This window comes from Parapedobacter sp., assembly GCF_053550995.1.
Genome location: NZ_JBMQOC010000060.1, coordinates 1 through 22,372, shown reverse-complemented (window position 1 = coordinate 22,372; position 22,372 = coordinate 1). Strand labels below are relative to the sequence as shown.

General features: G+C 49.6%; 21 protein-coding genes. 14 read left to right on the top strand and 7 right to left on the bottom strand.

Going from position 1 to position 22,372, the window contains the following annotated elements; translation table 11 throughout:
- The 4 genes from ACO1NT_RS08895 to ACO1NT_RS08880 form a co-directional block, all read left to right on the top strand.
- Positions 1-3,009, top strand: a 3,009-nt coding sequence (locus ACO1NT_RS08895) for a SusC/RagA family TonB-linked outer membrane protein (RefSeq protein ID WP_449048250.1), incomplete at its 5' end; no start/stop codon positions are given.
- Between the two features lie 11 nt (positions 3,010-3,020).
- Positions 3,021-4,982: a RagB/SusD family nutrient uptake outer membrane protein gene (locus ACO1NT_RS08890; protein ID WP_449048249.1), complete on the top strand. Its 1,962-nt coding sequence runs from the start codon at positions 3,021-3,023 to the stop codon at positions 4,980-4,982.
- A 23-nt stretch (positions 4,983-5,005) separates the two neighbouring features.
- The gene (locus ACO1NT_RS08885; protein ID WP_449048248.1) at positions 5,006-6,280 is read left to right on the top strand and encodes a DUF4959 domain-containing protein; all 1,275 of its coding nucleotides are present in this window, start codon (positions 5,006-5,008) and stop codon (positions 6,278-6,280) included.
- A gap of 24 nt (positions 6,281-6,304) precedes the next feature.
- The gene (locus ACO1NT_RS08880) at positions 6,305-7,963 is read left to right on the top strand and encodes a DUF4998 domain-containing protein (protein ID WP_449048247.1); all 1,659 of its coding nucleotides are present in this window, start codon (positions 6,305-6,307) and stop codon (positions 7,961-7,963) included.
- Between the two features lie 291 nt (positions 7,964-8,254).
- Here ACO1NT_RS08880 and ACO1NT_RS08875 read toward each other — a convergent pair whose 3' ends face one another.
- The 5 genes from ACO1NT_RS08875 to ACO1NT_RS08855 form a co-directional block, all read right to left on the bottom strand.
- Positions 8,255-9,322 carry a fatty acid desaturase family protein gene (locus ACO1NT_RS08875; protein ID WP_449048245.1) on the bottom strand — a complete coding sequence of 356 codons (1,068 nt, stop codon included), beginning with the start codon at positions 9,320-9,322 and terminating at the stop codon, positions 8,255-8,257.
- A 103-nt stretch (positions 9,323-9,425) separates the two neighbouring features.
- Positions 9,426-9,617: a cold-shock protein gene (locus ACO1NT_RS08870; RefSeq protein ID WP_449048244.1), complete on the bottom strand. Its 192-nt coding sequence runs from the start codon at positions 9,615-9,617 to the stop codon at positions 9,426-9,428.
- A 57-nt stretch (positions 9,618-9,674) separates the two neighbouring features.
- Positions 9,675-10,472: a copper chaperone gene (locus tag ACO1NT_RS08865; RefSeq protein WP_449048243.1), complete on the bottom strand. Its 798-nt coding sequence runs from the start codon at positions 10,470-10,472 to the stop codon at positions 9,675-9,677.
- Positions 10,469-11,992, bottom strand: coding sequence for a tyrosinase family protein (locus ACO1NT_RS08860; RefSeq protein WP_449048241.1), 1,524 nt, complete (start codon positions 11,990-11,992; stop codon positions 10,469-10,471). The genes ACO1NT_RS08865 and ACO1NT_RS08860 overlap by 4 nt, the downstream gene beginning before the upstream one ends.
- A gap of 459 nt (positions 11,993-12,451) precedes the next feature.
- A complete protein-coding gene (locus tag ACO1NT_RS08855) occupies positions 12,452-13,429 on the bottom strand; it encodes a GlxA family transcriptional regulator (RefSeq protein WP_449048239.1) in 978 nt (325 codons plus the stop codon).
- A 156-nt stretch (positions 13,430-13,585) separates the two neighbouring features.
- On the opposite strand from ACO1NT_RS08855, the gene ACO1NT_RS08850 reads away from it, so the two are divergent.
- The 4 genes from ACO1NT_RS08850 to ACO1NT_RS08835 are packed head-to-tail and all read left to right on the top strand — an operon-like array spanning position 13,586 to position 15,314.
- A complete protein-coding gene (locus tag ACO1NT_RS08850; protein ID WP_449048238.1) occupies positions 13,586-14,005 on the top strand; it encodes an SRPBCC family protein in 420 nt (139 codons plus the stop codon).
- 25 nt (positions 14,006-14,030) lie between these two features.
- On the top strand, positions 14,031-14,402 hold the full coding sequence (locus ACO1NT_RS08845; RefSeq protein ID WP_449048236.1) for a DoxX family protein: 372 nt from the start codon (positions 14,031-14,033) through the stop codon (positions 14,400-14,402).
- Positions 14,403-14,451: 49 nt separating this feature from the next.
- Positions 14,452-14,901 (top strand): SRPBCC family protein, encoded by a 450-nt coding sequence (locus ACO1NT_RS08840; protein WP_449048235.1) that lies wholly within the window; start codon positions 14,452-14,454, stop codon positions 14,899-14,901.
- A 38-nt stretch (positions 14,902-14,939) separates the two neighbouring features.
- Positions 14,940-15,314 carry a glyoxalase gene (locus ACO1NT_RS08835; RefSeq protein ID WP_449048234.1) on the top strand — a complete coding sequence of 125 codons (375 nt, stop codon included), beginning with the start codon at positions 14,940-14,942 and terminating at the stop codon, positions 15,312-15,314.
- 65 nt (positions 15,315-15,379) lie between these two features.
- Here the strand turns inward: ACO1NT_RS08835 and ACO1NT_RS08830 are convergent, their stop codons facing one another.
- Positions 15,380-16,207 carry a ferritin-like domain-containing protein gene (locus ACO1NT_RS08830; RefSeq protein ID WP_449048233.1) on the bottom strand — a complete coding sequence of 276 codons (828 nt, stop codon included), beginning with the start codon at positions 16,205-16,207 and terminating at the stop codon, positions 15,380-15,382.
- A gap of 11 nt (positions 16,208-16,218) precedes the next feature.
- Entirely contained in the window at positions 16,219-16,935 is a 717-nt protein-coding gene (locus ACO1NT_RS08825; RefSeq protein ID WP_449048232.1) for a ferritin-like domain-containing protein, read from the bottom strand.
- A gap of 214 nt (positions 16,936-17,149) precedes the next feature.
- Here ACO1NT_RS08825 and ACO1NT_RS08820 point away from each other — a divergent pair, with 214 nt between their 5' ends.
- The 6 genes from ACO1NT_RS08820 to ACO1NT_RS08795 all read left to right on the top strand — a co-directional run.
- Positions 17,150-17,695, top strand: a complete 546-nt coding sequence (locus ACO1NT_RS08820) for an RNA polymerase sigma factor (RefSeq protein ID WP_449048230.1) — start codon at positions 17,150-17,152, stop codon at positions 17,693-17,695.
- Positions 17,696-17,697: 2 nt separating this feature from the next.
- Positions 17,698-18,519, top strand: coding sequence for an anti-sigma factor (locus ACO1NT_RS08815; protein ID WP_449048229.1), 822 nt, complete (start codon positions 17,698-17,700; stop codon positions 18,517-18,519).
- Positions 18,520-18,701: 182 nt separating this feature from the next.
- Positions 18,702-19,031 carry a response regulator transcription factor gene (locus ACO1NT_RS08810; RefSeq protein WP_449048228.1) on the top strand — a complete coding sequence of 110 codons (330 nt, stop codon included), beginning with the start codon at positions 18,702-18,704 and terminating at the stop codon, positions 19,029-19,031.
- 481 nt (positions 19,032-19,512) lie between these two features.
- The gene (locus tag ACO1NT_RS08805; RefSeq protein ID WP_449048226.1) at positions 19,513-20,928 is read left to right on the top strand and encodes a sensor histidine kinase; all 1,416 of its coding nucleotides are present in this window, start codon (positions 19,513-19,515) and stop codon (positions 20,926-20,928) included.
- 60 nt (positions 20,929-20,988) lie between these two features.
- Complete coding sequence (locus ACO1NT_RS08800) at positions 20,989-21,393, top strand: hypothetical protein (RefSeq protein WP_449048225.1); 405 nt, start codon at positions 20,989-20,991, stop codon at positions 21,391-21,393.
- Positions 21,394-21,710: 317 nt separating this feature from the next.
- On the top strand, positions 21,711-22,372 hold a 662-nt coding region (locus ACO1NT_RS08795; protein WP_449048223.1), incomplete at its 3' end, for a Gfo/Idh/MocA family protein.

The window sequence follows — 22,372 nt, the reverse complement described above, 5'->3', positions numbered from 1 at the left end:
TTATCGGTGCAAGGGAAAGCCATAGCCACGCAGACCGATGCAAACGGAGAGTTTTCAATTGAAGCGGCTATCGGCGACACGCTGGTATTCTCGTTTGTGGGGAAATTACCTGCAAAAGAGGCTGTCGGCGACCGTAACGTATTGGAAATCCTCTTATATGACGACGAGAGCCAATTGGATGAAGTTACCGTCGTCGCTTTCGGTACCCAAAAGAAAACCAGTGTCGTGGGGTCGATTACCACCGTGCGGGCTTCTGATTTAAGGGTGCCATCTTCCAACCTGACCAGTTCATTTGCCGGACGCATTCCGGGGATGGTTTCCTTCCAAACCACAGGTGAACCCGGTGCGGACAATGCCCAGTTCTTTATCCGGGGGGTTACCACATTCGGGTACCAAACATCGCCCCTTATTTTGATTGATGGATTTGAGGCGACCACGGACGCACTGGCGCGGCTCAGGCCAGACGACATCGAAAGTTTTTCCATCCTGAAAGACGCTTCGGCCACGGTACTTTACGGTGCCCGCGGAGCAAACGGTATCATCATGATTACGACGAAGTCGGGTCGCGAAGGACCGGTGCAGGTGAATGCACGGGTGGATTTTAACGTGAGTGCGCCGGTGCAGATGACCAAACTGCTCGACGGCGTAGAGTACATGCAACTTTACAACGAGGCCCGGATTACCCGCGACCCGCTACTGGGCGCATATTACTCCCAGCAAAAAATCCAATCGACCATCGATGGGGAGAACCCAATGCTGTTTCCTAATGTAGACTGGCAGGAAACGCTATTCAATAAATCCACGAATAACACCAAAGCCAATGTCAATCTTTCGGGCGGCGGGCAAGTAGCCAATTACTACGTGTCTGCGGGTTGGGAGAAAGAGACCGGTTTGCTGAAGGTCGATAACCGGAATAACTTCAACAACAACATTGACATCAATCGGGCATTTATTCGGTCGAATGTTATTTTCAAACTGACACCGACCACCACCTTGGATACCCGGATCCAAGGCCAGTTTGAGCGTTATACCGGCCCATGGGCATCGGCTACCGATATTTTTTACGAAATCATGTGGAGCAACCCGGTTGACTTCCCGGCCGTTTATGAGCCCGATGCGGCCAACGAGTTTGCCGATCATACGCTGTTCGGCAATACGTGGGTTGGGGGCGGTATGAAGCCCAACCCTTATGCATCGATGGTAAGGGGGTATGAAGATCGGAACGAAAGTCGCTTGACGACCCAGGCCACTTTGATGCAGGATCTGGATTTCGTTACCAAGGGCTTGAAATTCCAGGGTCGTGTCTCGGCCAATATCTGGAGCCAATATCAGAGTAGGCGAACTTATAGTCCTTTTTTCTATTCGTTGCAAGACTATAACCAAGTGACGGGAGATTACACTCTGTATTCGCTGAACCCAAATTCGGGGTCGGTGTTCTTGGGGAACGTTGTGCCTGGCCGGAATGCCGATGGGCATTACTATTTCGAAGGCCGGTTTAATTGGGACCGTGTGTTCGGTAACCATACCGTAGGTTTGATGACCGTGGGTATGATGGAAGAGAAGCTGCTCACCTCTGGCAATAGCACATCGATTTACGAAACGTTGCCCGAACGTAACATGGGGAATTCCGGGCGGGCTACTTATGATTACGATAACCGGTATTTCTTTGAATTTGCCTACGGGTTTAACGGGTCGGAGAAGTTCGACGGATCCAAGCGGTACGGGTTTTTCCCGTCGGTGGGTGGCGGCTGGATGATCTCTAACGAGAAGTTCTTTGAGCCGGCGACCGATATCTTCAGTACCTTGAAGCTCCGCGCGACATGGGGGTTGGTCGGTAACGATGCTATATCAAATCGTTCCGGGCGTTTCTTCTACCTGTCCGATATTGGCCTTAGGGGCGGCACAAATACAACAATCGATGGATACCGTTGGGGCACGAATTTCATGAACGCTTACAGCGGGTACTATATCAACCGGTATGCCAATGCCGACATTACCTGGGAAGTGTCTGAAAAATATAATTTAGGTATCGAAATCGGCCTTTTCAATGAAGCATTGAAAATCGAGGGTGATTTTTTCCGGGATGTCCGGAGCAACATTTATATGGTACGCCAGAATTTCCCGTCGACCGCGGGCTTGGAGGCAAGCATCAGCGGCAACGTCGGCAAAGCATTGTCCCAGGGCTTCGACGGCTCCATCACCTACCAACATTTCTTTAACAATGAGTTTTGGTTGAATGGGCGCGCCAACTTTACATATGCCGCCAACGAATACCTCGAATTGGATGAACGCGATTACGCGGATAAATACCTGAGCCGGCTGGGCCACAACATCAACCAGCAATGGGGCTTGGTGGCCGAGCGGTTGTTTGTGGACGAAGCGGAAATCGCTAATTCACCTCGGCAAGACTTCGGCGAGTACATGGCGGGTGATATCAAGTACAAGGATATCAATGGCGATGGGGTTGTCAATGGAAACGACCAAGTGCCTTTGGGTTTCCCCACGGTACCGGAAATCCAATACGGTTTCGGTTTGTCTGCCGGTTATAAGCAGTTCGATTTCTCGTTCTTCTTCCAAGGCAACGACCGGGTGTCGTTTTTCATCAACCCGGGCGTGGGTGGCGGAAATGATAATGACGAAGGCATCGCACCTTTTGTGCTCCGTCGGAACGCGCTGGAAGTGGTGGCACGGGATTACTGGACGGAAACCAATCCGAATGTGCACGCATTCTGGCCGAGATTGTCTACTACGCCAATCGACAATAACCTCCAGCAATCGTCATGGTGGCTACGCGACGGCTCGTTCCTCCGTTTGAAAAGCGTAGAAATCGGCTTTAGCCCGAAAGGGCTTGAGCGTATTGGTCTGGGCCCGGGCACCCGTATCTACTTAAGTGCGGAGAACCCCTTGGTGTTCAGTAGCTTTAAACTGTGGGACCCGGAGATGGGTAGGCGTGGATTACGCTATCCACCGAATAAAAGGTTTAACATAGGTATTCAGTTGTCTCTATAATATAAATAAAGATGAAGACGTTTTTGAAAGTTGGGTTAGTGGTGTGTGCCATGCTATTGTCGCAGTCTTGTTCCAAATATCTCGATGTGGTTCCAGACAACACCATGACCTTGGAAGATCTCTTTGATACCCGGGAAACTGCCTATGAGGCATTGGCGCGGGTATACAGTTACATCCCCCGGGTAGATGATACGCATTTAACCACGTGGTCGCTGGGTGATGAATTTGTCGGCCGCCTGGACCTCAACACGGCCACAGGCAATCTGCGGGCCATCCGGATCATGCGTGGCCTGCAGAGTGCCACTAGCCCGCAGCTGGGCACTTGGTCGGGTACCGAAGGGGCGAAAAGCCTGTATGATGGCCTTCGCCAATGCGATGTGTTTCTGCAGAACATTAACACCGTACGGGATATGGGCGACCTGGAAAAGGCCGAGTGGGCCGCCCAGGTAACCTTCCTGAAGGGATATTATGCCTTTTTATTGGTGCGGCAATACGGGCCCATCGTGCTGCCAACTGAAATGGTTTCGCCCGAGGCCTCGAAAGAACAACTGTTTCTGCCGCGCTCTAAAGTGGAAGATTGCTTCAACTATATATTGGCGCTCATGGAGGAGGCCATCCCGAACCTCACCGAACGGACCACTGAGAGTAACATGGGCCAGGTGGATCAGGTAGTGGCCAAGGCCATCAAGGCCCGGGTATTGTTTTACCGCGCCAGCCCGTTCTTCAACGGAAACCAAGAGTATTTCGGCGATTTCGTGGATCACGACGGCCAGCCTTTCTTCCCGCTCCAATACGATAACGAGAAGTGGAAACAAGCGCTCGACGCCATCAATGAATCCATCGCACTTTGCGAGCAGAACGGTTTGGGGCTTTACCATTTTGAAAAAGAGCCTTTTATTTATGACCGCGAGGCCTTTGCGGCGAACGAGGAGAATATGCGTACGCTGTACGATTTGCGTATGGTGATCTGCGACCCTTGGAACAAAGAGTTGGTGTGGGGTTACTCCAACCACAATTACTACGGCCAGGGAGAGCTGGCCCACTCCACCAATATCCGCCTGCCGGAGGGATATGGCGATGGGGTTGTCAATACGGCCGCCTATTCTTGGCAATGGATGGCCGCTACCTATAAGATGGTGGAGCGGTATTATACCCGCAATGGGCTGCCCATCGATGAGGATTTGACCTACAACACGGCCACCATGCACGAGCTTACCCAAACCCCGGGCCTGCTCGATCCGGAGTACACCGAGTTGAACGGCATCATGCAGCCAGGGGCGGAGACCATCAATATGTACCTCAACCGTGAACCCCGCTTTTATGCGAATCTGGGTATTACCGGCGGGTTTTGGCGGGCACACACCGTGCGGATAAACACAATGATGTATAATGGTGCCGATGGAGGATACAACTCCTCTACCCATGCCACGGATTTCCTGACGACGGGTATCGGTGTACAAAAGCTCGTACACCCCGAATCGCAGTCTAATGCATGGCAACGGGTAATCCGGTACCCTTATCCACTGGTGCGCATGGCCGATCTGTACCTGATGAAGGCGGAAGCGCTGAATGAATACAGCGGTCCTAGCCAGGAGGTATACGACGCGATAAACCTGGTCCGCGAGCGGGCGGGTATCCCGGATGTGGAAACCGTATGGTCGGATGCCAGCTTGGCAAAAACGGTCAACAAGCACCTGACGAAGGAAGGGATGCGCGACATCATTCTTGATGAGCGCTCGGTTGAGCTCGCTTTCGAAGGCCAGCATTTCTGGGATATGTGGCGGCATAAACGGGCGGTGGCCGAGTTTTCGTCGCCGGTGTGGGGATGGACGCATACGGGTACCACGGGCGAATCTTTCTTCGTGCTTGAAGTGAAACAGGCCCGGCGGTTCACCATTACCGATTACCTTTGGCCCATTGATTTGAATGAATTGAATACAAATGGAAATCTGATCCAAAACCCAGGATGGTAATCATCCACAACATAAGGAGAGTTATGAATAAGAGAAAATATGTTGCAATGCTAGTGGCTACGCTGCTGATTATCGGGGCCTGCAAGGAGGAGAACCGATATGCGAGCCACGTTGATGATAGCGACGCCCCCGGTAAGATCACCATCGTCGATCAAAAGCCTTTGTACGGTGGTGCTCGGTTTTTCTACGACCTGCCGACGGATGAAGACCTGTTACAGGTAGAAGCCGTTTATAAGGCCAATAACGGTAAGGAGTATACGTTCTCGTCGTCTTACTTTATCGATTCGCTTGATGTGTACGGATTTGGGAGTACCGATCCGCATGAGGTTACGCTGTATGCCGTTGACCGTTCTGGTAATCGGTCAGAGCCGGTTACCGTGTCGATCACGCCGTTGGAACCGGCCTTTAGCCGCGTGGCTTCGTCTATCGAGGTTAAGTCGGGATTCAGCTCATTTTTCCTCGATTGGACCAATGAACTGGAGCAGAACGTGAACGTGTATGTCGATTATAGTTTTACCCTCAATGGGGAGCAGCGGCAGTTGACTACCGTGTTTTCGTCAAATTTGGCCGAAGACCGGCGGTTTATCCGCGACCTTTACCTCTCGCCCCAGGATCAGGTAAAAGTGAGCGTACGGGTAGAAGACCAATTCGGTAACATCACCGAGCCGGTGGACAAGGGTTCCCTTTCTTTATATGAAGACATTGAGATACCCAAAGCCAACTGGGTATTGCCCGACGCGAACGACAGCATCGGCGGTGTGCCGATGGTGTTTGGCGATGGCCTCGAAGGACGTTCCGCAAAGGTCATTGACGGTATCATCGACCAGGGCGATAACCTCAATTTCATGCACACCCACAGCCGTGGGCGTACCGGTAATACGGCCGATGGCAACATGCCCTGGAATTTCATCATCGATATGGGCGATTATTATGAGCTGAGCCGTATCGTGACCGTGCAGCGGCACTCGGGGGGGCTATCCAACATCAATAGGGGCCAATACTACCAATCGGAAAACGTAGGGATGTATAATATGTATGCATGGGATGACGATATTCAAGATTGGGTGTTTATTTCCATGCACAAAATACCGGTACCGGTAGGGCTCAGTGAGCTGGAATTCGTGCAGGCCGGCGAAGCGGGCGATGAAGCCTACATGTACCCGGATGATCCGCAGTACACCAAGCCAACGCGTTGGTTCAGGTACGAGGCGATAAAGAGTTTTAACGGAAATTATACACTTGAAGACGCAAATTGTTTGTCTGAAATCACCCTCTATGGGCGTAAGGCCAACCAGTAATGCGTTTTTCAAAACACAGTTGACATGTTAAGCAGAATCATATTTTTCTCCTTGCTATCCATCACCTTTTTAGGGGCATGCGATGGCATGTACGATAGCTTGGATGAGTATTCCGGCGAAGTGGTTTACCCTGCTAAATACGATACCATCGTGGGGCATATCGGTTACGAGCGGGTCGAAATCGATTTGATGAAGGCCGGCCGTATACCGAGTGATGAAATCAATTTGGGGAAGGCAAAAAAGACCATCGTGGAGTACGACGACCAGCGGATTGTAATCGATTCACTGGTATCGTGGGTGAACATCACGGGGCTCACCCAGCCCAAGTTGTATCGCTTTCGGATTTATACCATCGATGAGTTTGATAACAAATCGGTACCCCATGAGATTGCACTCATTCCTTATACGGACAGCGATGTAGCGGGGCTTGCCATTAACTCACCCCGCGTACTGACGTCCCCCTCTTCCGCTGTGGTGGACTGGCCTAGTGGCCTCTCTTCCGTGTTACTGGATTATAGAAGCTTGTCGTTTAGCTATACAGATAAAGATGGTGTTGAGCATACCGGTGAACGAGGCGCGGACTCCCGTTTCTTCATCCCCAATTTGCAATCGGGTGAGCCGACGACGGTAACAATCACGTACAACGTAGTACCCAAGATCAATAACGTCCCCATCCTGGATTCGATACCATTTACCACGGAACTGATCATCAATACGCCTACCGAAAGCACACCGTTTACACCCGCTGAACAGGCGGTATTGGAAGCCAATGGGGTAACCACCTTCACAGCCAACGGCGTAGCGTCAATCACCAAGTTGGTCTATCCGATACACGCCAACTCACTGCAGGATATCTTCTATTTTCCCAACCTGAAGGAACTGGATTTGACGGGGGGTGATTTGTTTGAAATGCCTACACTCAGCTATGACCGAAATGACGCACGGAGCACGGTGGGGGGAGGCGATTGGGTAGCGTTCGCACGGAAAGTGGCGGATATGCCATCGGCGAATGCACAGACACTTAAGGACATGTTGGAGTCGGGTCTCATCGAAAAGGTACGTTATGTACCGCATACCATGGGCTTGGACGAATTATTGAACCCCTATGTGGAAAGTGGTGTAGTGGAGCTGGTTACGACACCGGCTGAAGCCCTCATCCCCATGAACTACCTCGTTGACGGTGTGGTGCAAACCACCGCCTTTCGCATGGACATCACCAGTCCGGCAACGGATGCGCCCGTGGGAACGGATTTGCAAAATGTGTTTAAAGCAATCCTGCGCGATCGCAATGCGTCCTTCGTGCTTGCCTTGCCAACCGAATACCGGTTTAATGTGGAAGAGTACAAATACCTTAAGTTCAAGGTATACGCACCATCAAAGAGTTCGTTTGAAGGTGCCTACGATTTGTATCAAAAGCTATGGCCCCGGTTTATGAATCATTTGTGGTCATTCTCTCAGAACAGCACTTTCGGACGGGAAGGCTGGGATACAAACAAAGAGGATTTCCAGATCGATGACGTCGATTTGGAAACATGGACGGACGTAACCGTCGATTTGTCGGAAGCGGTGGGTAAGCACAACCGCGTTGTGGTGATGAATGTGGGTGGAGAGACTTCGAATGAATTTAATCCCCCCGCAGACATCGTTTATTACTTTGCGAATTTCAGGTTTACGAAAGAGTAATCGCGAAACAAATTTTTAGATATCGGCCATTCCCTTTTCAATGGGAATGGCCGTTTTTTTTAGCCCCCTCCGCGCGCCATGACAGTTTTCCAATCGCACCGGAATTCATTCGTGCCCTTCTCTGTACAATGCCCGCCAGGTATGGAGTGGATGCTGATTTCCACCAGCTTATCCTTAGCCTAGGTGTACGCTTTAGGCCAACATAGTGCGAGCCGATTTTCACTCATATCGCATAAAAACGAGATAACAGGCCGGTAAGCATATTGTTTTGATCGGGCAACAGTAGCCCCACTAGGCCCTTCCGAGCCGGTAAATATGCCGGAGGTGTGACGCAAAAGCCCCAACCATGGTACGATGTTCCAGGTAGGTTACCCCAAATTCTTTGCAAGTGGCTTTCACCAATTTATTGATGGCGGGATAATGTACATGGCTGATGCGGGGGAATAGGTGGTGCTCAACTTGGAAATTGAGTCCGCCGAGCAGCCAGGAAACCGTACGGCTACCCGTGGCAAAATTGGCGGTGGTGCTCAGCTGGTGCACCATCCATTCTTGTTCTATTTTACCACTCCCTTCATCCGCTACCGGAAACTGGGTGGCCTCCACGACGTGGGCCAGTTGGAAGACAACCGCCAGGAAGAATCCGCAGGAAACGCCGGCAATGAGCCAGCCGACCAACGCCGGCAACCAGCCGACCGCAACGATGGGAATACCGAAGTAAACCGCTATATAACCGATTTTGGTAGCCCAAAAGATGAAATGTTCGCGCAAAGGCATGCTTTTCCGTTCGGCCGGCTGTCCCATCCTCCCGGAAAAATATTTCTCAAAATCTTGGAACAATACCCAAGCGATATAAGAGATACCATACAATACGAACCAGTAAGCAAATTGGAACCGATGGAACCAACGATGGGGTTGGTCGGCATGCATACGCATGAACTTCACGTCGATGTCATGATCGAGGCCGTCGATGTTCGTATAGGTGTGGTGGTTGATGTTATGTTTTTGTTTCCAGAAATAGATGGTGCCGCCGAGCATGTTCAGTGTATAAGCCGATATCGAATTCAGCACCTTGTTCTTGGAGAAGCTTTGGTGCCCCCCTTCATGCATGATGTTAAACCCAATGGCGGCGAAATTGATGCCGAGCAGTATGCACAGCAGGCAGGAAAACCATACCGGCATGGCCAATGAAAGCAAGATGGTGTAAAGCGCAACGGCTGTTGTAACCAATGTTATGCTTTTGATGTAGAGCTTTCGGTTGCCGGTGTTGGCCAGTTGCTGTGTCTTGAAATAGTCGTTTACACGGGCACGGAGTGTGGAGGCGAAAGGTTTATTTATACTATTGAAACTGGTTTTGGACATTTATGGATAACTGAATTTTAAAAATTTGGGCTTCGGACCTCTCAAAAAAAACCATCCGGTTCTTACTACCGGATGGTTGCTATACAATATCTGAAAAATGGATTTAAATCAATTTGACATTTACTGCGTTGAGCCCTTTTTGGCCCTGTGCGACTTCAAATGAAACATCGTCATGCTCACGGATACGGTCTTTCAACCCCGAGGTGTGAACAAATACGTCCTTTCCGCCGTCATTGGGGGTGATGAAACCGAATCCTTTGGTTTCATTGAAAAATTTTACTTTGCCTTCTTGCATGGCATTTGGAATAAAAAATGAATAAAAAAATTAACTGCCCGTAAAGGTATGTATAATTTATTGGTATTCAGTAATTTTTAATTTCAAACTCCGTGATGCCGTTAACCGTGTTATTTTCAACCTCGTTTGTGCAATGATGATCCTTAATAATTTCAAACGGGAATCCATATACCAACGCGGCGATTTGGGGTGTTCCATATGCTCACTTACCATTAGGAAAGTTACGGCCAGCATGGCGACATTATGGCCGGTATGTAAAAGCATGGGGAAAAGCATTAACGCCCACCCCGAGCCCACGCACCACAGGCCGTGGGCCGCACCAAACATCAATGCATCGCGGTGGGCGGGCCATCCGAAAGCGGCAAGGGGCCGATGATCGTGCCCACGATTCAAACATCGTTGTTTGAGAGGTGAAAACTGCCATACCAGTGCAATGATACCTACCACCAGCGCCGGGACATACGACATCGGCATCAGCAGGTTCAGCCCTAAGATTACCCCGTTCATCACTACCCCTACCGCAAACCATATCGCTGCGTAACCGGATACAAAAAGCAATGCTAACCTGAATCTCAAGCGTCTCAGGCTACGTGTGCAGATATACTGGATCGGCGTAATCAGTTTGGGCAGCATCATGGCTAATACCATAAGCAGCCAACCGGCCATCATGCTGGACGGCGGGTTCATTTGCAACAGCATTTGCAGGGATGCGTGGGATGGTCCCTGCATCGTGATGTGGCAGTGCGCCACCGTCATGATGTGGCCAGGGTTCAATATCAGCACCATCCAGGCTAACGAACATAGTGAAAGCACCACGATACTAACGGAATACCGTAAACTCTTCGTGCTTTTCATCGTTGCTGTTCGCGGTAAATACTGATACGGCCGACGGTGATTTCTTGATGGTCGTGGATCACATTCGTTGGTAACAGGGTTACATCAAGGGAATCGATCGCCAACTTGTTTTCAAGGTACAAGTTATCGATAATGCCGGTAATGTCGATGATGAAAGTCAGTCCGCTGCCGCCATCATGGCCATCGCTTTTGGATGCATTGCGCAAACCAAACAGCGAAATATGGCCGGCAAGTTGATGATCTACAGATACCGCTAGGATATGGGCATCTACATTCCCTTTCACGTTTTCAATCTGGAGGTATACCTTATCGGGGATGTTTTTCGCCGAGGCTGCCATGAGGCTTTCTGACACCCCTTGCCAGGCACGGCTATCGAAGTTGACCGTTGTCCGCAGTCCTGATTTCCCCAATGGCTCAGGCCCGTCGTTTGCGCCAACAAGTTCTGATTGATCTCCTGTATCCATATGTCCTCCTTGTAATAAGCCCTCGGTGTCGACACCCAGTTTATTTAGCCGTTGTTCAAGTGCATCTGCCAATATAGGTGTTTTTTCCGGTACAAGGCTGTCATAAGCATAATCCAGCGGTTTCAAGCTGGTTACATCGGCGGGCGTATACACCCACGCATGTCCATCAGGCATGGGCATGGCAAATGCGCGTTCGCCTGTAGCAGTTGGGCCATTGAGCCAATTGGGGTCAACGGGGTTTTGGTTGCCCATGGCATTCCATGCCGCCCACATCCGGTCGATATTGCAATGGTGCAGGTAAAATATCGGATCGAGTGCTGCAAGGCCGGGATCGGACATCAAGCCCCAAAGCGTGTCACTCGGATTCCCGCCGACCTGTACGTGGACGAGATTGTGTGGGTTGCTTTCGAGGTTGCCACTCACTTTCCCGGTGTGTGAAAAGCCGGTGGACGGGCCGCCATACCCCGGCCAGTGGGTAGCCGTATTGCTACCGGTAAATAGGGTTCCGTTTTGGCATTCCCTTGTCGTCGGTGGGATTTGGATATAAACGTTTCCGTCACTGTTGGGGCCGAACCTGGCCTTTACGAAAAGCGGGTTTGAACTGCCATCGGGCAAGGATTCTTGCATAAAAGCGGGCGGAATCATATATTCATCGTTCGGCCCGAAATAATTCCAATAGGGTAGGGCCCAATCGTCCGGCCCCCCTAAGCCGACTATGGCTGCACGGACCTGGGCTTCCAAGGCGATGAGATACCCGCGGTGCCAAGGTGCGAAATACCAGCTCTGGTGCTGGCACTGGTTCCAGAATTTGTCCTGTACGCTTGGAGAAGGTACGGGTTTAGCTGGAACATTTGGCGGGCCTGGAATAAATCCCCATCCCGGGAATGCGTTGTCTTCAATGTATTCGCCGTGTATGGCCGCGAAAAACCACCAACTGTTCGGGTCATCCAATGAGCGAGATTGCATCACGCCCACCCCCTTGGCATACCAAAGCAGGTCGGTATTGTCAAAAGTTCCGTTTCCCACCCATGCATTCTTTCGAATAAATTTATCCATCGTATGAGTTTATTAATTGTCCTACTCGTTTGGCTTTTCGGATACGCCCCGTTTTTTTTGTGGTCGCTGGTCTCCACGATGTTAATCAGGTAAATCGTCGTGTTTTTTTGATACGTAGGTATAAACCGGATGCAATAGCATGTTTCGTCATAGATATATGGTAAACTGGTAAATGTAACGGTGGTAAATGTAATTACGGTAAAGGTAATATATTGGAAACGAAGAAACAATAACCAAGCGGCCGTTTTTTAAATAACCTCCGTTTGGCAAAATACCTATTTATAGGTATTGACCTGTTAGGGCAACGGCCTTACCTTAGCTCACGGTAAATGTTTTATTAAGGGGTCCCCGTCGCCATGACGGGGGCTGCTTTCCAAACAGGTCTTTTCATACATTAGGTTTATAATTGGTTAGTTTCCGAAAGCCCCGATCCTCCCCGTTTCGGGGTTTTCTTTTACGTTAGACCTCACTTGCCACCCTTGCAAACTTATTCCGGTACTCGATCGGCGTAAGCCCGGTGATTTTCTTGAATATGTCCCTGAACGCTTTTGTGTCCGTATAGCCCACATCGAACATGATTTCGGTTACGTTCTTCCTCGCTGCTTCAAAGAACTTTTTGGCGGCTTCTATCCGTACCCGCTGTATGTAAGCAATGGGGGTGTTGTTGGTGGCTTCTTTAAAGCGCCGTTCAAATGTCCTGCGGCCAGTATTGATCAGCTTCGCCAGCGTTTCAATGGATATCTTTTCGCTATAATTTTCTTCAATGTAATCCTGTACTTTTTGGATGTCATCATCGCCATGGTTCCGTTGGCCTTTGAATATCGCAAATTGGGATTGGCTATCCCGCCCGATATCCAGCGCAAAATATTTTGAAACCAAAATGGCTGTTTCCCGGTCCGCAAACTTTTCAACCAGATACAGTATCAAATTCCATAGACTGCTTGCGCCACCGCTGCTGTATATGTTGTCGTGTTCGGTTATGATCGCACCATCTTCCACTTCCACTTCGGGGTACCGTTCCCTGAACTCGTTGATGTACGCCCAATGTGTGGAGCATTTCCGTCCGTTTAGTAAACCCGTTTCCGCCAGCAGGAACGCGCCGATACACAAGCTGGCCAGGCTCGCGCCCTTCTCGTGCAACTTCTTGAAATAGGGTACCGCTGCTGCATTGGCTGCGATTCCCTTGGCAGCATCGCCAAATGTAGGTGGTATGATGAGTAAATCCGTTTCGGCCACTTCACTGATCAACCGATCGGTTTTTATGGTGTATTCGCCATTGTTTGCCGGTACATGTGTGTTCAAACCCACATATTCAACATTGAAAATGGGTTGTTTACCAAATGTGGTTAGGAATTCATTGGCGGTGTTGAAGGTCCTGAAGGGTGGTGTAACGGCTTCAATTACGCCATACTCAGGCACAAAAACAGAGATCTGCATATCAATCATTGGTTATTGCCCTGCAAGGTAAAAATAGTTTGTCATAATTTACCCCTAAGATTGTCATTTTCACAACAGTCGCCATTTTAAATCCTGTCGTAATTTTGAATCGTAGATTTTGATTAACACCATTTAATTAACAAAAATTGAACAACAATGGCACAAGCAACAAAAATCACCGTAGAAGCAACCGCAAATGCATCCGTTGCAAAAGTTTGGAAGGCATGGAACACACCGGCCGATATTATGCAATGGAATACGCCCGATCCCAGTTGGCATAGCCCCAGCAGCGAAAACGATCTGCGGATAGGGGGTAAGTTCAAGAACCGCATGGAGGCCAAGGATGGCAGCTTCGGGTTTGACTTCGAGGGTATTTATGATAACGTGGAAGAGCATCGGGAAATAACGTATACCATGCCCGATGGGAGAAAGGCCACAACGGTGTTTGCCGAGGGGGATGGGGGAACAACCATTGCCACGACTTTCGATGCCGAATCAGAAAACGACCCTCAATTTCAGAAACAAGGATGGCAAGCCATCTTGGACAACTTTGTGAAATATGTGGAAGCAAATTAATTTATAAACCGTTAATTATTGTGAAATGAAGAAGAACAAGATTATCTTTTGGGTGGCAACAACCATCATTATCCTTTGGGAAGGCGTGATGCCGCTTAGCACATTGCTTTTTGCTCCGGACCAGGCCACCGTGGGAACTGCACCTTTGGGCTATCCCGATTACTTTGCCTATACCCTTATTATCTGTAAAGCATTGGGGGTTTTGGCGATTTCCTTTCCCAATGTACCCGCGAAGCTGCGGGAATGGGCATACGCTGGACTTTCCTTCAATTTAATCTTCGCGTTCATTAGCCATGCATGTGTGGATAAGAACATCGGGTTTATGCTCATGCCGTTGGTGGTGTTGGGTATTCTGGCTGTATCTTATGTGTATGGCCATAAAATACGGGCGAAATAGCCAAAAAGCTCGTCAAGTCATTTAGATTATAAATTAAAACTTTAATAAGATGGAGAATCAAACGGTTTCATTGCATCGGGTCATCAAGGCGAGTCCCGAAAAGGTATTTCGGGCATTTGCCGACCCTTTGGCACATGCTACTTGGTTGCCGCCCTACGGCTTTATTTGCACCGTTGAGCATATGGATTTCCAAGTAGGAGGGACATATCACATGACGTTTATCAATTTCAGCACAGGGAATGGGCATTCGTTCGGTGGCTCATACCTGGAAATACAACCCAATGAATTGATCAAGTACAGCGATGCCTTCGATGACCCCAATATGCCCGGAGAAATGACAACCACGGTGTGGCTGAAAGCCGTTTCGTGCGGCACCGAACTGAAGGTCGTGCAGGAAGGAATTCCAACGGTAATACCGGCGGAAATGTGTTATTTAGGTTGGCAAGAGTCGTTGGAGAAGTTAATCAAGTTGGTAGAACCCGAAATCCCCGACGCTTAGTACATGCTGATATGGTTGAGGCTAATCATACTAAATTTGTGAGTGCGATCTTTCTTACCTTTTCCGGTAATTGCAAGAAAGCACTCACCTATTACCAAACCTGTTTTGGCGGTAGGCTGCAATTTGAAATGTTCGAAAGGGCCCCGCAGGGTTTTGCAGATACGCCGGTGGTCAGTGGTTCGCTTATTTCAGACCGCATCGTTATCCACGGTTCTGACTTGGTGCATAACGAAGGACGTACCCTGGGGAATTACATGGCTATTTTCCTGCCTTGTAAAAATGCGGATGACCGGGGATTGCTTATCGAGAAATTGGGGCTTAACGCAAGGGACACGGTTGCCGCGGATAACGATGATCAAAAGTTGATCGAAATCACCGATGTGTTCGATGTACGATGGGTGTTGGGGGTATGACCCCGTACCCATCGTCTATTACAACAGCAAAATGTTTGAATGGCATTGCCCTTCTAACTAACGAATTACTTAATGAATAATGCTGCAATACCCAATACCGCCTCTGCGGTTAGCGGTTCGTCAAAGGATTGGGTTGCTGCATCCATGGATAATTTGCCTTCCTTTCCGTTCAATGAGGTGATATCCACACCTGCTTGCATGACATTGTCTTCACCCGCATATATGGGGTCTACCACCGCACCTATTCCGCTATCATTCGCCCCCGTTATCCAAGGTTTTTGGTTGGCGGCTGCGCCTCCACGGGCACGCCTCATCTGGCGGATGTGTGCCGCGTGGCGTGCTTCTGCCGAATGGATCTGCAGTGCCGCGGTCAGTACAACCTGGTTGCCCTTCAGTAATCCCGCTTGCCCTTTGTACGCCCTTACGCCGGTATCTTCAAACGCCTGTGCAAGCGCCAAAAACGTATCGTAATCGGTAAACACGTTGTCAAATGTGCCCCCGGCTGTAAAATCAAAACCGGGTTTGGAAACCGCATCCGACCCGAGCACTTGTTTCAGGAATGCCACATGGGCGATTTCGTGGTCGCGTATCGTGGTGATAGCGCCCGTTGGTGGCCCCGAAGGTACCAACCCGGACGTTGCTGCACCCATGGTATAGAATTCTGCCTCCAGATACTCCAAGGTGAGCGCGTAGTTAAGCACGCCGGTTACATCGGTAGGCACCTGCCCGTAGGCTTTCTTAAACAACGACCCCAGCATAAAAGGCAAGGCAGCGGCGGCTACTTTAGTACCCATTGAAGCCATGTCTTTGATTGCTTTCCGGCGTGGACTTATGCGTTCGTGGAATTCCGGATCCACATGGTTGATTTCATCGAATATGCTAAATAAGTTCATGGTTTCGTTTGTTAGTAAGTGGGTAAATCTGTTACGTCTATTGGCGATTTGATAAAGGGTGCAGCTGCTTGCAAGACCACTGTAGGGCTATGGGAGAGGTCCAATCCGTTCGCATCAATCGCTTCGTCGTTGGCAAACGAACCGTTCTCAATCAGGTCGCGAACCAAAGCGGCATGTCGCGCCTCCACCGATACGATCTTGCCCGCCAATGCCAGGTAATTCACATCTGCAATCAACCATCCGGCCCCATTGTAAGCCGACACACCAAGATCTTCGAATGTCTTGGCTGTTGCCAATACGCTGCCCCTGCTTGAGAAATTGACCGCGGAAAAATCAAACGCTAATGATGCGATGGCCTGTTGTCCCAAAGCGGCTTTAAAAAATTCACGATGGGCAATTTCATGATCCCTTATATCTGTCATTAGCATGCGCTCCCCATCTGAAATACTGCCATAAGGATTGGCCACCACTTTCGTATAAAATGCGGCTTCCAGCTGCTCTAGGGCATATGCGTAGTTCAGGATGGCGATATCACCACTGCCAAAGTAAAACTCATCGCCGCCCATATCCGGGCCGGGATTATCCTTTTTGCATCCCAAAGCCACCAAGGCCGCGGCGGCCGCACCCGCCCCGGCGTAACGGAGAAATTGCCGTCGCTTTACGGATGTGTCGGAAACTTCGCCTACCGGCCGCAGCCGGGCATCTGTTTTTTCAATCGAATTTTTCATGGATGTATCATTTAGTTAATTAAACCTTGTATGATTGATGGTAAACTGCTGTATATACGAGGCCGGCGGGATTTCGGATTTACCCGCGGAAAAAAAAATGCGATCGATGAATCCATAGTGTTGAGCGTTCCGTATGTACACATTATTTATATTTCGGTTTCAAAAGCAAGAAAAAAAAGCTATCATTACCACGAATTACGACGATCGAAGCAATTTGCCCTCAAAGCTGCCATACACGGAAACCGAACTGGTTGAGTTGTTGAAACTCAAGAGCCAACGGGCTTATAATTATCTATATGACAATTACTCGGCTGCTATATACGGCGTCATTTGTAAGGTGATCAGTGACACGGACGAGGCGGCAGATGTGATGCAAGAAGCGTTCATTAAGATATGGAAGAATATCGAGCAGTATGATCCCCATAAAGGTCGGTTGTTTACCTGGATGATCAATATCGCTAGAAACCTAGCCATCGATTACGTCCGTTCGTCACGATCCAAGAATAGCAGCAAGACCGAAACGCTGACCGAGACGACGCCATTGGACGTTGGGGACTATACCGACCATATCAAAACCGATCACCTCGGGTTAAATAAGGTGATCAATGAACTTACATCGGACCAGAAAGCAATCATTGACTTAGCATATTTCCAAGGATATACGCAAGAGGAAATCGCAAAGGAACTAAATTTGCCATTGGGAACAGTAAAGACGCGTGCAAGGGCAGCACTGTTGAAATTGAAACATTTGTTTGTTTAACGTTGAATATACAGGAATACATATCATCAGGAATCATTGAAAACCATGTGCTTGGTTTGACGTCTCCTGCCGAAGATGCTGAGGTGGTAAAGCTGTCCGAGCAATACCCCGAAGTGCGGCAAGCAGTGCGCGACGCAGAAGAAGCATTGATGAACTACGCCCTGTTGCATGGCAAAACGCCACCATCCAACACCAAAGACAAAATTTTTGAAGCATTGGCTGAAGAGGGGTTGGTGGGTGGAATGTCCGGAATGGACGCCCAGAGTGGGAGCAGTGTCGGCACAGGACCAGCAAGGTCCCATCGCATTACCCGCATCCTTGCGGTCGCGGCGTCTTTGCTATGGGTGGCTAGTGTTGCTTTCCATTTGTTTAAGATGGCCGATTTCAAACAACAAATCCGTCAATTAGAGCAGGAAAGGACCGACCTGATTGCACAGAATGAAACATTCATGGCACAAATTCAGGAAGCACATCAAGAACTAAAGGTGCTTGGCAACCCTTCGTTCAAGACGGTAGTCTTAAGTGGGGTGCCAGGCCATGATGATAACCGGGCATTGGTCTATTGGCACACGACATCCCATGAAGTATACCTCAAGCCGGATAACTTACCAACGCTACCCGCAGACAAGCAATACCAGTTATGGGGAATTATAGCCGGCAAGCCGGTTAGCGCTGGAACCTATGCCTTGCCAGGTACAAACGAAACCCTGCAGCAAATGGTTTCGTTGAAAGACGTAGAAATGTTTGCCATCACGATTGAGCCCACCGGAGGCAGTGAACAACCCACACTGGACCAAATGGTGGTGGCGGGCGAACCCCTTTAGCCATACCGCTTCCATCCTCCCGTTGTGTCCTCGTTATCGCATCAACTCGCGCCGCCACTCGGTATACCTATTTTCAAAAATGAAAAACCAAGCGGGTGTATCATTCGTATATCATGCTATAGTGTGTTGAATTTATGACGTGAGATGTGAAAAATTATGAGACGAAAAAGAAGGTCGCAATTGTGGAAGACGATCATGATCTCCGCGAAATGGTTGAGTTTGTTTTAACAGAGGCGGACTTTGAAGTAATTGGCTATGGGCGGGCGGCAGCATTCTGGGAGGGGCTGGGGATGGACAAACCAGACTTGATCCTGCTTGATGTCATGCTGCCAGACGGGAATGGCGTGGACATCTGTAAAGAACTCCATTCGGCACGTAACACGGCAGATATTCCCATTCTCATCATGTCAGCTGTGCACGACCATATCGATGCTTGTGCGGACGCAGAATTCGTAAGGAAGCCGTTTAATATCGATGACCTCGTTTCCCGTGTGCGAAGGCGGATGGTCTGACAAGTGCGCCTTCTTGAATTTTTGCCTACCTTGCCGTGCCGTTACCATTTCCTTAGCGCCGGTTTACCGATTCCTTACCTTTTGCTTACCATTTGCTTACCACTGCCTTAGTCTTCGCTTACTACTGGCTTACCTTTTCCTTACCTCCGCCTTACCAATTCCTTACCAGTTCTTTACCTATTCCTTACCAAATCCTTACCTCGGCTATACCAAATCCTTACCTATCCTTTACCAAAGGAGTAAACAAAAGGTACAAAAAGGGTACGCCCAAGGTATGGGAGGTGTAGGTTAGGGTTATTTCTCCAAGAACCGATTGCCGCTCGAACTACCGGATTATGGGCTTCCCTTTTTCAATTAGGTTAATGCTTTTTCGTCGACTAACCGACTTTATGCCTCGTGAAGAGTTGAATTTGCCGTTACTATATGGAAAATTGCTGATTTTCAACTATGTTTGCATTATCGTAGTAAGATAGATATTTGGTTGAAAAATAAATTGTTTAATTCAATTGCTGTCGTACGCTGGCGATACTGGAATAACCTGGTAGGTAAACCTGATGAAATGCCGCGCCAAAACCGTGGGTTTAATGTGGTATCGATATTCGTATTCCTGTTGTTGGCTATCCTGATACCACTCGATTGGTATTTGGGGTTGACCGAAATCGCTATGGTACTCCTCGCTACCGAAGGGATGCTTCTCGTAATGTATTGCCTTTCGCGGTATCGCGGACTGTACCAGTTGGGATTACAGGTTTATATGGCTTGGAGTTATCTGCTGATCACCTTCGTTTTCCTTTATAACGGTGGCAGTGATGGGCCGGCACTCTATTTTTTTCTACTGTCTTATCAGCTTATCATCGTTTTTGCGAGCGAACGCCTGCAACCGGTGGGGATGGCGTTACACCTTATTTTCCCTGTTGGTCTGTTGGTGCTCGAATACATCCACCCGACGATCGTAATGGCTGGCTACGAATCCGAAAATGCCCGTTATATCGACCTCATTACATCGTTGCCCGTCATCGTCGTTTCCATTTTTCTAACCACGCGGTACCTCCGCAGGGCCTATGACCGTGAGCGGGCGGCGGCCGAGGCTCGGGCTAAATTGATTGAACACCAGAGCGAGCGCATCAAGAACCAAAATCGGTTGTTGCGGGAGGCGAACCATGAAAAGTTGGAATTGATTTCCATTTTGGGCCACGACCTGAGGAACCCTTTGAACGCGATTACCGGTACACTCGAAATCCTATCGCAAGCAGATCTTCCTCCGCAGGAGGAGCGGAAGCTGAAAGAAGATCTATTGATTGCCGCACGGAACACATCCGGTCTGCTGAATAACGTGCTCTCATGGGTGCTTGCGCAGATAAAGGGGATTAACCCTGTTTTTAACGCAGTAGACCCGATGGTCGTTATCAACCGTGTATTGGACATACAGCGGTTTATCGCTGAGAAAAAGGGAATAGCTATTCGCGTGGATGCGGCTGCTTATGTCCGGGTAGCTGCCGACACGGAGATGCTGGAGCTGATTGTCCGCAACCTCGTCAGCAATGCCATTAAATTTACGGGGCAGGGAGGGCAGGTAATCGTGGGCGTAGTTGAAAACCCCGGACAGGAAGAATGTACCATCTTTGTACGCGACAACGGCGTGGGGTTGACAGACGAAGATATCAAGGAAATTTTTAACGGTCAAATTCAATCGACATACGGTACCGAAAGCGAGAAAGGGATTGGTTTGGGTTTGTTCTTGTGCCGCGAACTGACTCATCGGCTGAATGGAAGGATAAATGTGGAAAGTGTGCCAGGGATGGGCTCCACGTTCCACCTCACCTTGCCGATAGCTCATTCGGCAATGGCCGATGGGCGGGAAACCGAAGGCATACCCGATGGCGAAGCCTATGCATAGCATCCCTATCTCCAAGCATGGCACATTTTTGGCGGCCTAGTGGTTGTTATGGGAGGAAAAATGATTACATATTTTGCATGGGTGGGCATGTTGCTGTTGATTGGGGTAAGTGCTTGTGAGCAGAAAACGCCGCTCCTTACCGGCACAAAGGAGGGCGATGAAGGAAAGCTACGGGAATTACGGGAGAAAATCGATACGCTTTCGCTGATGTATCCCTGCGGCGACGCCTCTGAGTGGCGGTTTACTGCCATCGGCGCGAAGGCATGCGGCGGCCCGACAGGCTACGTACCCTATTCAACCAGGTTGGATACAGCTGCTTTCCTGAAAATGGTGAAAACCTATACTGCGCTTCAAGATGCGTACAATCGCGAATATGGCATTGCTTCAGATTGCGCCTATGTAACCCCACCCAGTGAGGTGGTCTGCGAAGAGGGCAAACCGACATTTGCCTCAACGCGGCCGTAGCCCGAACAATACCCGCAGAATACCCACCCGTTTAATCAATAGTTCATAGCAGGCAAAGCAACTTGCAATGGTGAGCAACAACACTGCATCAGGGTTGATTATAGCGATGGAAAATATGGTGTATGGCATAAATTATGATGCAAATGCCCCTACAAAACCTATCTTTGTTGGCGAACGAAATGCCGATAGATATCCGCAAATCGCGCCAAATACCTCGTGTTTTATTGCCCGCTGGCAGTGGTGCAGACAGAGAAACAAATCAAGGCCACACTGGAAGAAAAGGGGTTGCTGTGATTGTACGATAAATAAAGTGAATTATGGAAGTAAAATGGGGGATTATCGGAGCAGGGGACGTAACCGAGGTGGAGAGCGGCCCAGCATTCCAGCAAGTAGCACATTCTCAATTGGTGGCGGTGATGCGACGGGACGCGGCGAAAGCCAAAAGTTATGCCGAGCGCCACGGGGTGCCACGGTGGTACACCGATGCACAGCAGCTCATTGACGATCCGGAGGTCAATGCCATCTATGTGGCTACACCACCTGATACACATGCGCAATACGCTACCATGGCTATGCAGGCGGGGAAGCCGGTGTACCTCGAAAAACCGATGACATTAAACCGTGCGGAGGCAAAGGCATTGGTGGAAGCGCAGCGGGCATGCGGGGTGAGACTATCGGTAGCCCATTACCGTAGGGAACAACCCTATTTTAAAAAAGTGAAGGAACTGATTGATAACCAAATTGGCATGCCACGGGTTGCCAACTTGCGGTATTATCAGGAACCGCTGCCCGCGGAGGTGCTGCAATCCCCTGGCATGCAGTGGCGACTGAATCCGGCACAGTCTGGTGGAGGCTTGTTCCACGATCTGGCCCCGCACCAGGTCGACCTGATGCGGGGCCAGATCGTGGAACAAGCCTCCACCAGACTGTGCCGGATTCAGTCGCCACTGCATGCCAGGGGATTGCAGCACCTCCGCGG

Bases quoted from the DNA above. Each gene is read 5' to 3' on its own strand.
- ACO1NT_RS08890 (WP_449048249.1), top strand. From the start codon at position 3,021: ATGAAGACGTTTTTGAAAGTTGGGTTAGTGGTGTGTGCCATGCTATTG.
- ACO1NT_RS08885 (WP_449048248.1), top strand. From the start codon at position 5,006: ATGAATAAGAGAAAATATGTTGCAATGCTAGTGGCTACGCTGCTGATT.
- ACO1NT_RS08880 (WP_449048247.1), top strand. From the start codon at position 6,305: ATGTTAAGCAGAATCATATTTTTCTCCTTGCTATCCATCACCTTTTTA.
- ACO1NT_RS08875 (WP_449048245.1), bottom strand. From the start codon at position 9,322: ATGTCCAAAACCAGTTTCAATAGTATAAATAAACCTTTCGCCTCCACA.
- ACO1NT_RS08870 (WP_449048244.1), bottom strand. From the start codon at position 9,617: ATGCAAGAAGGCAAAGTAAAATTTTTCAATGAAACCAAAGGATTCGGT.
- ACO1NT_RS08865 (WP_449048243.1), bottom strand. From the start codon at position 10,472: ATGAAAAGCACGAAGAGTTTACGGTATTCCGTTAGTATCGTGGTGCTT.
- ACO1NT_RS08860 (WP_449048241.1), bottom strand. From the start codon at position 11,992: ATGGATAAATTTATTCGAAAGAATGCATGGGTGGGAAACGGAACTTTT.
- ACO1NT_RS08855 (WP_449048239.1), bottom strand. From the start codon at position 13,429: ATGCAGATCTCTGTTTTTGTGCCTGAGTATGGCGTAATTGAAGCCGTT.
- ACO1NT_RS08850 (WP_449048238.1), top strand. From the start codon at position 13,586: ATGGCACAAGCAACAAAAATCACCGTAGAAGCAACCGCAAATGCATCC.
- ACO1NT_RS08845 (WP_449048236.1), top strand. From the start codon at position 14,031: ATGAAGAAGAACAAGATTATCTTTTGGGTGGCAACAACCATCATTATC.
- ACO1NT_RS08840 (WP_449048235.1), top strand. From the start codon at position 14,452: ATGGAGAATCAAACGGTTTCATTGCATCGGGTCATCAAGGCGAGTCCC.
- ACO1NT_RS08830 (WP_449048233.1), bottom strand. From the start codon at position 16,207: ATGAACTTATTTAGCATATTCGATGAAATCAACCATGTGGATCCGGAA.
- ACO1NT_RS08825 (WP_449048232.1), bottom strand. From the start codon at position 16,935: ATGAAAAATTCGATTGAAAAAACAGATGCCCGGCTGCGGCCGGTAGGC.
- ACO1NT_RS08800 (WP_449048225.1), top strand. From the start codon at position 20,989: ATGATTACATATTTTGCATGGGTGGGCATGTTGCTGTTGATTGGGGTA.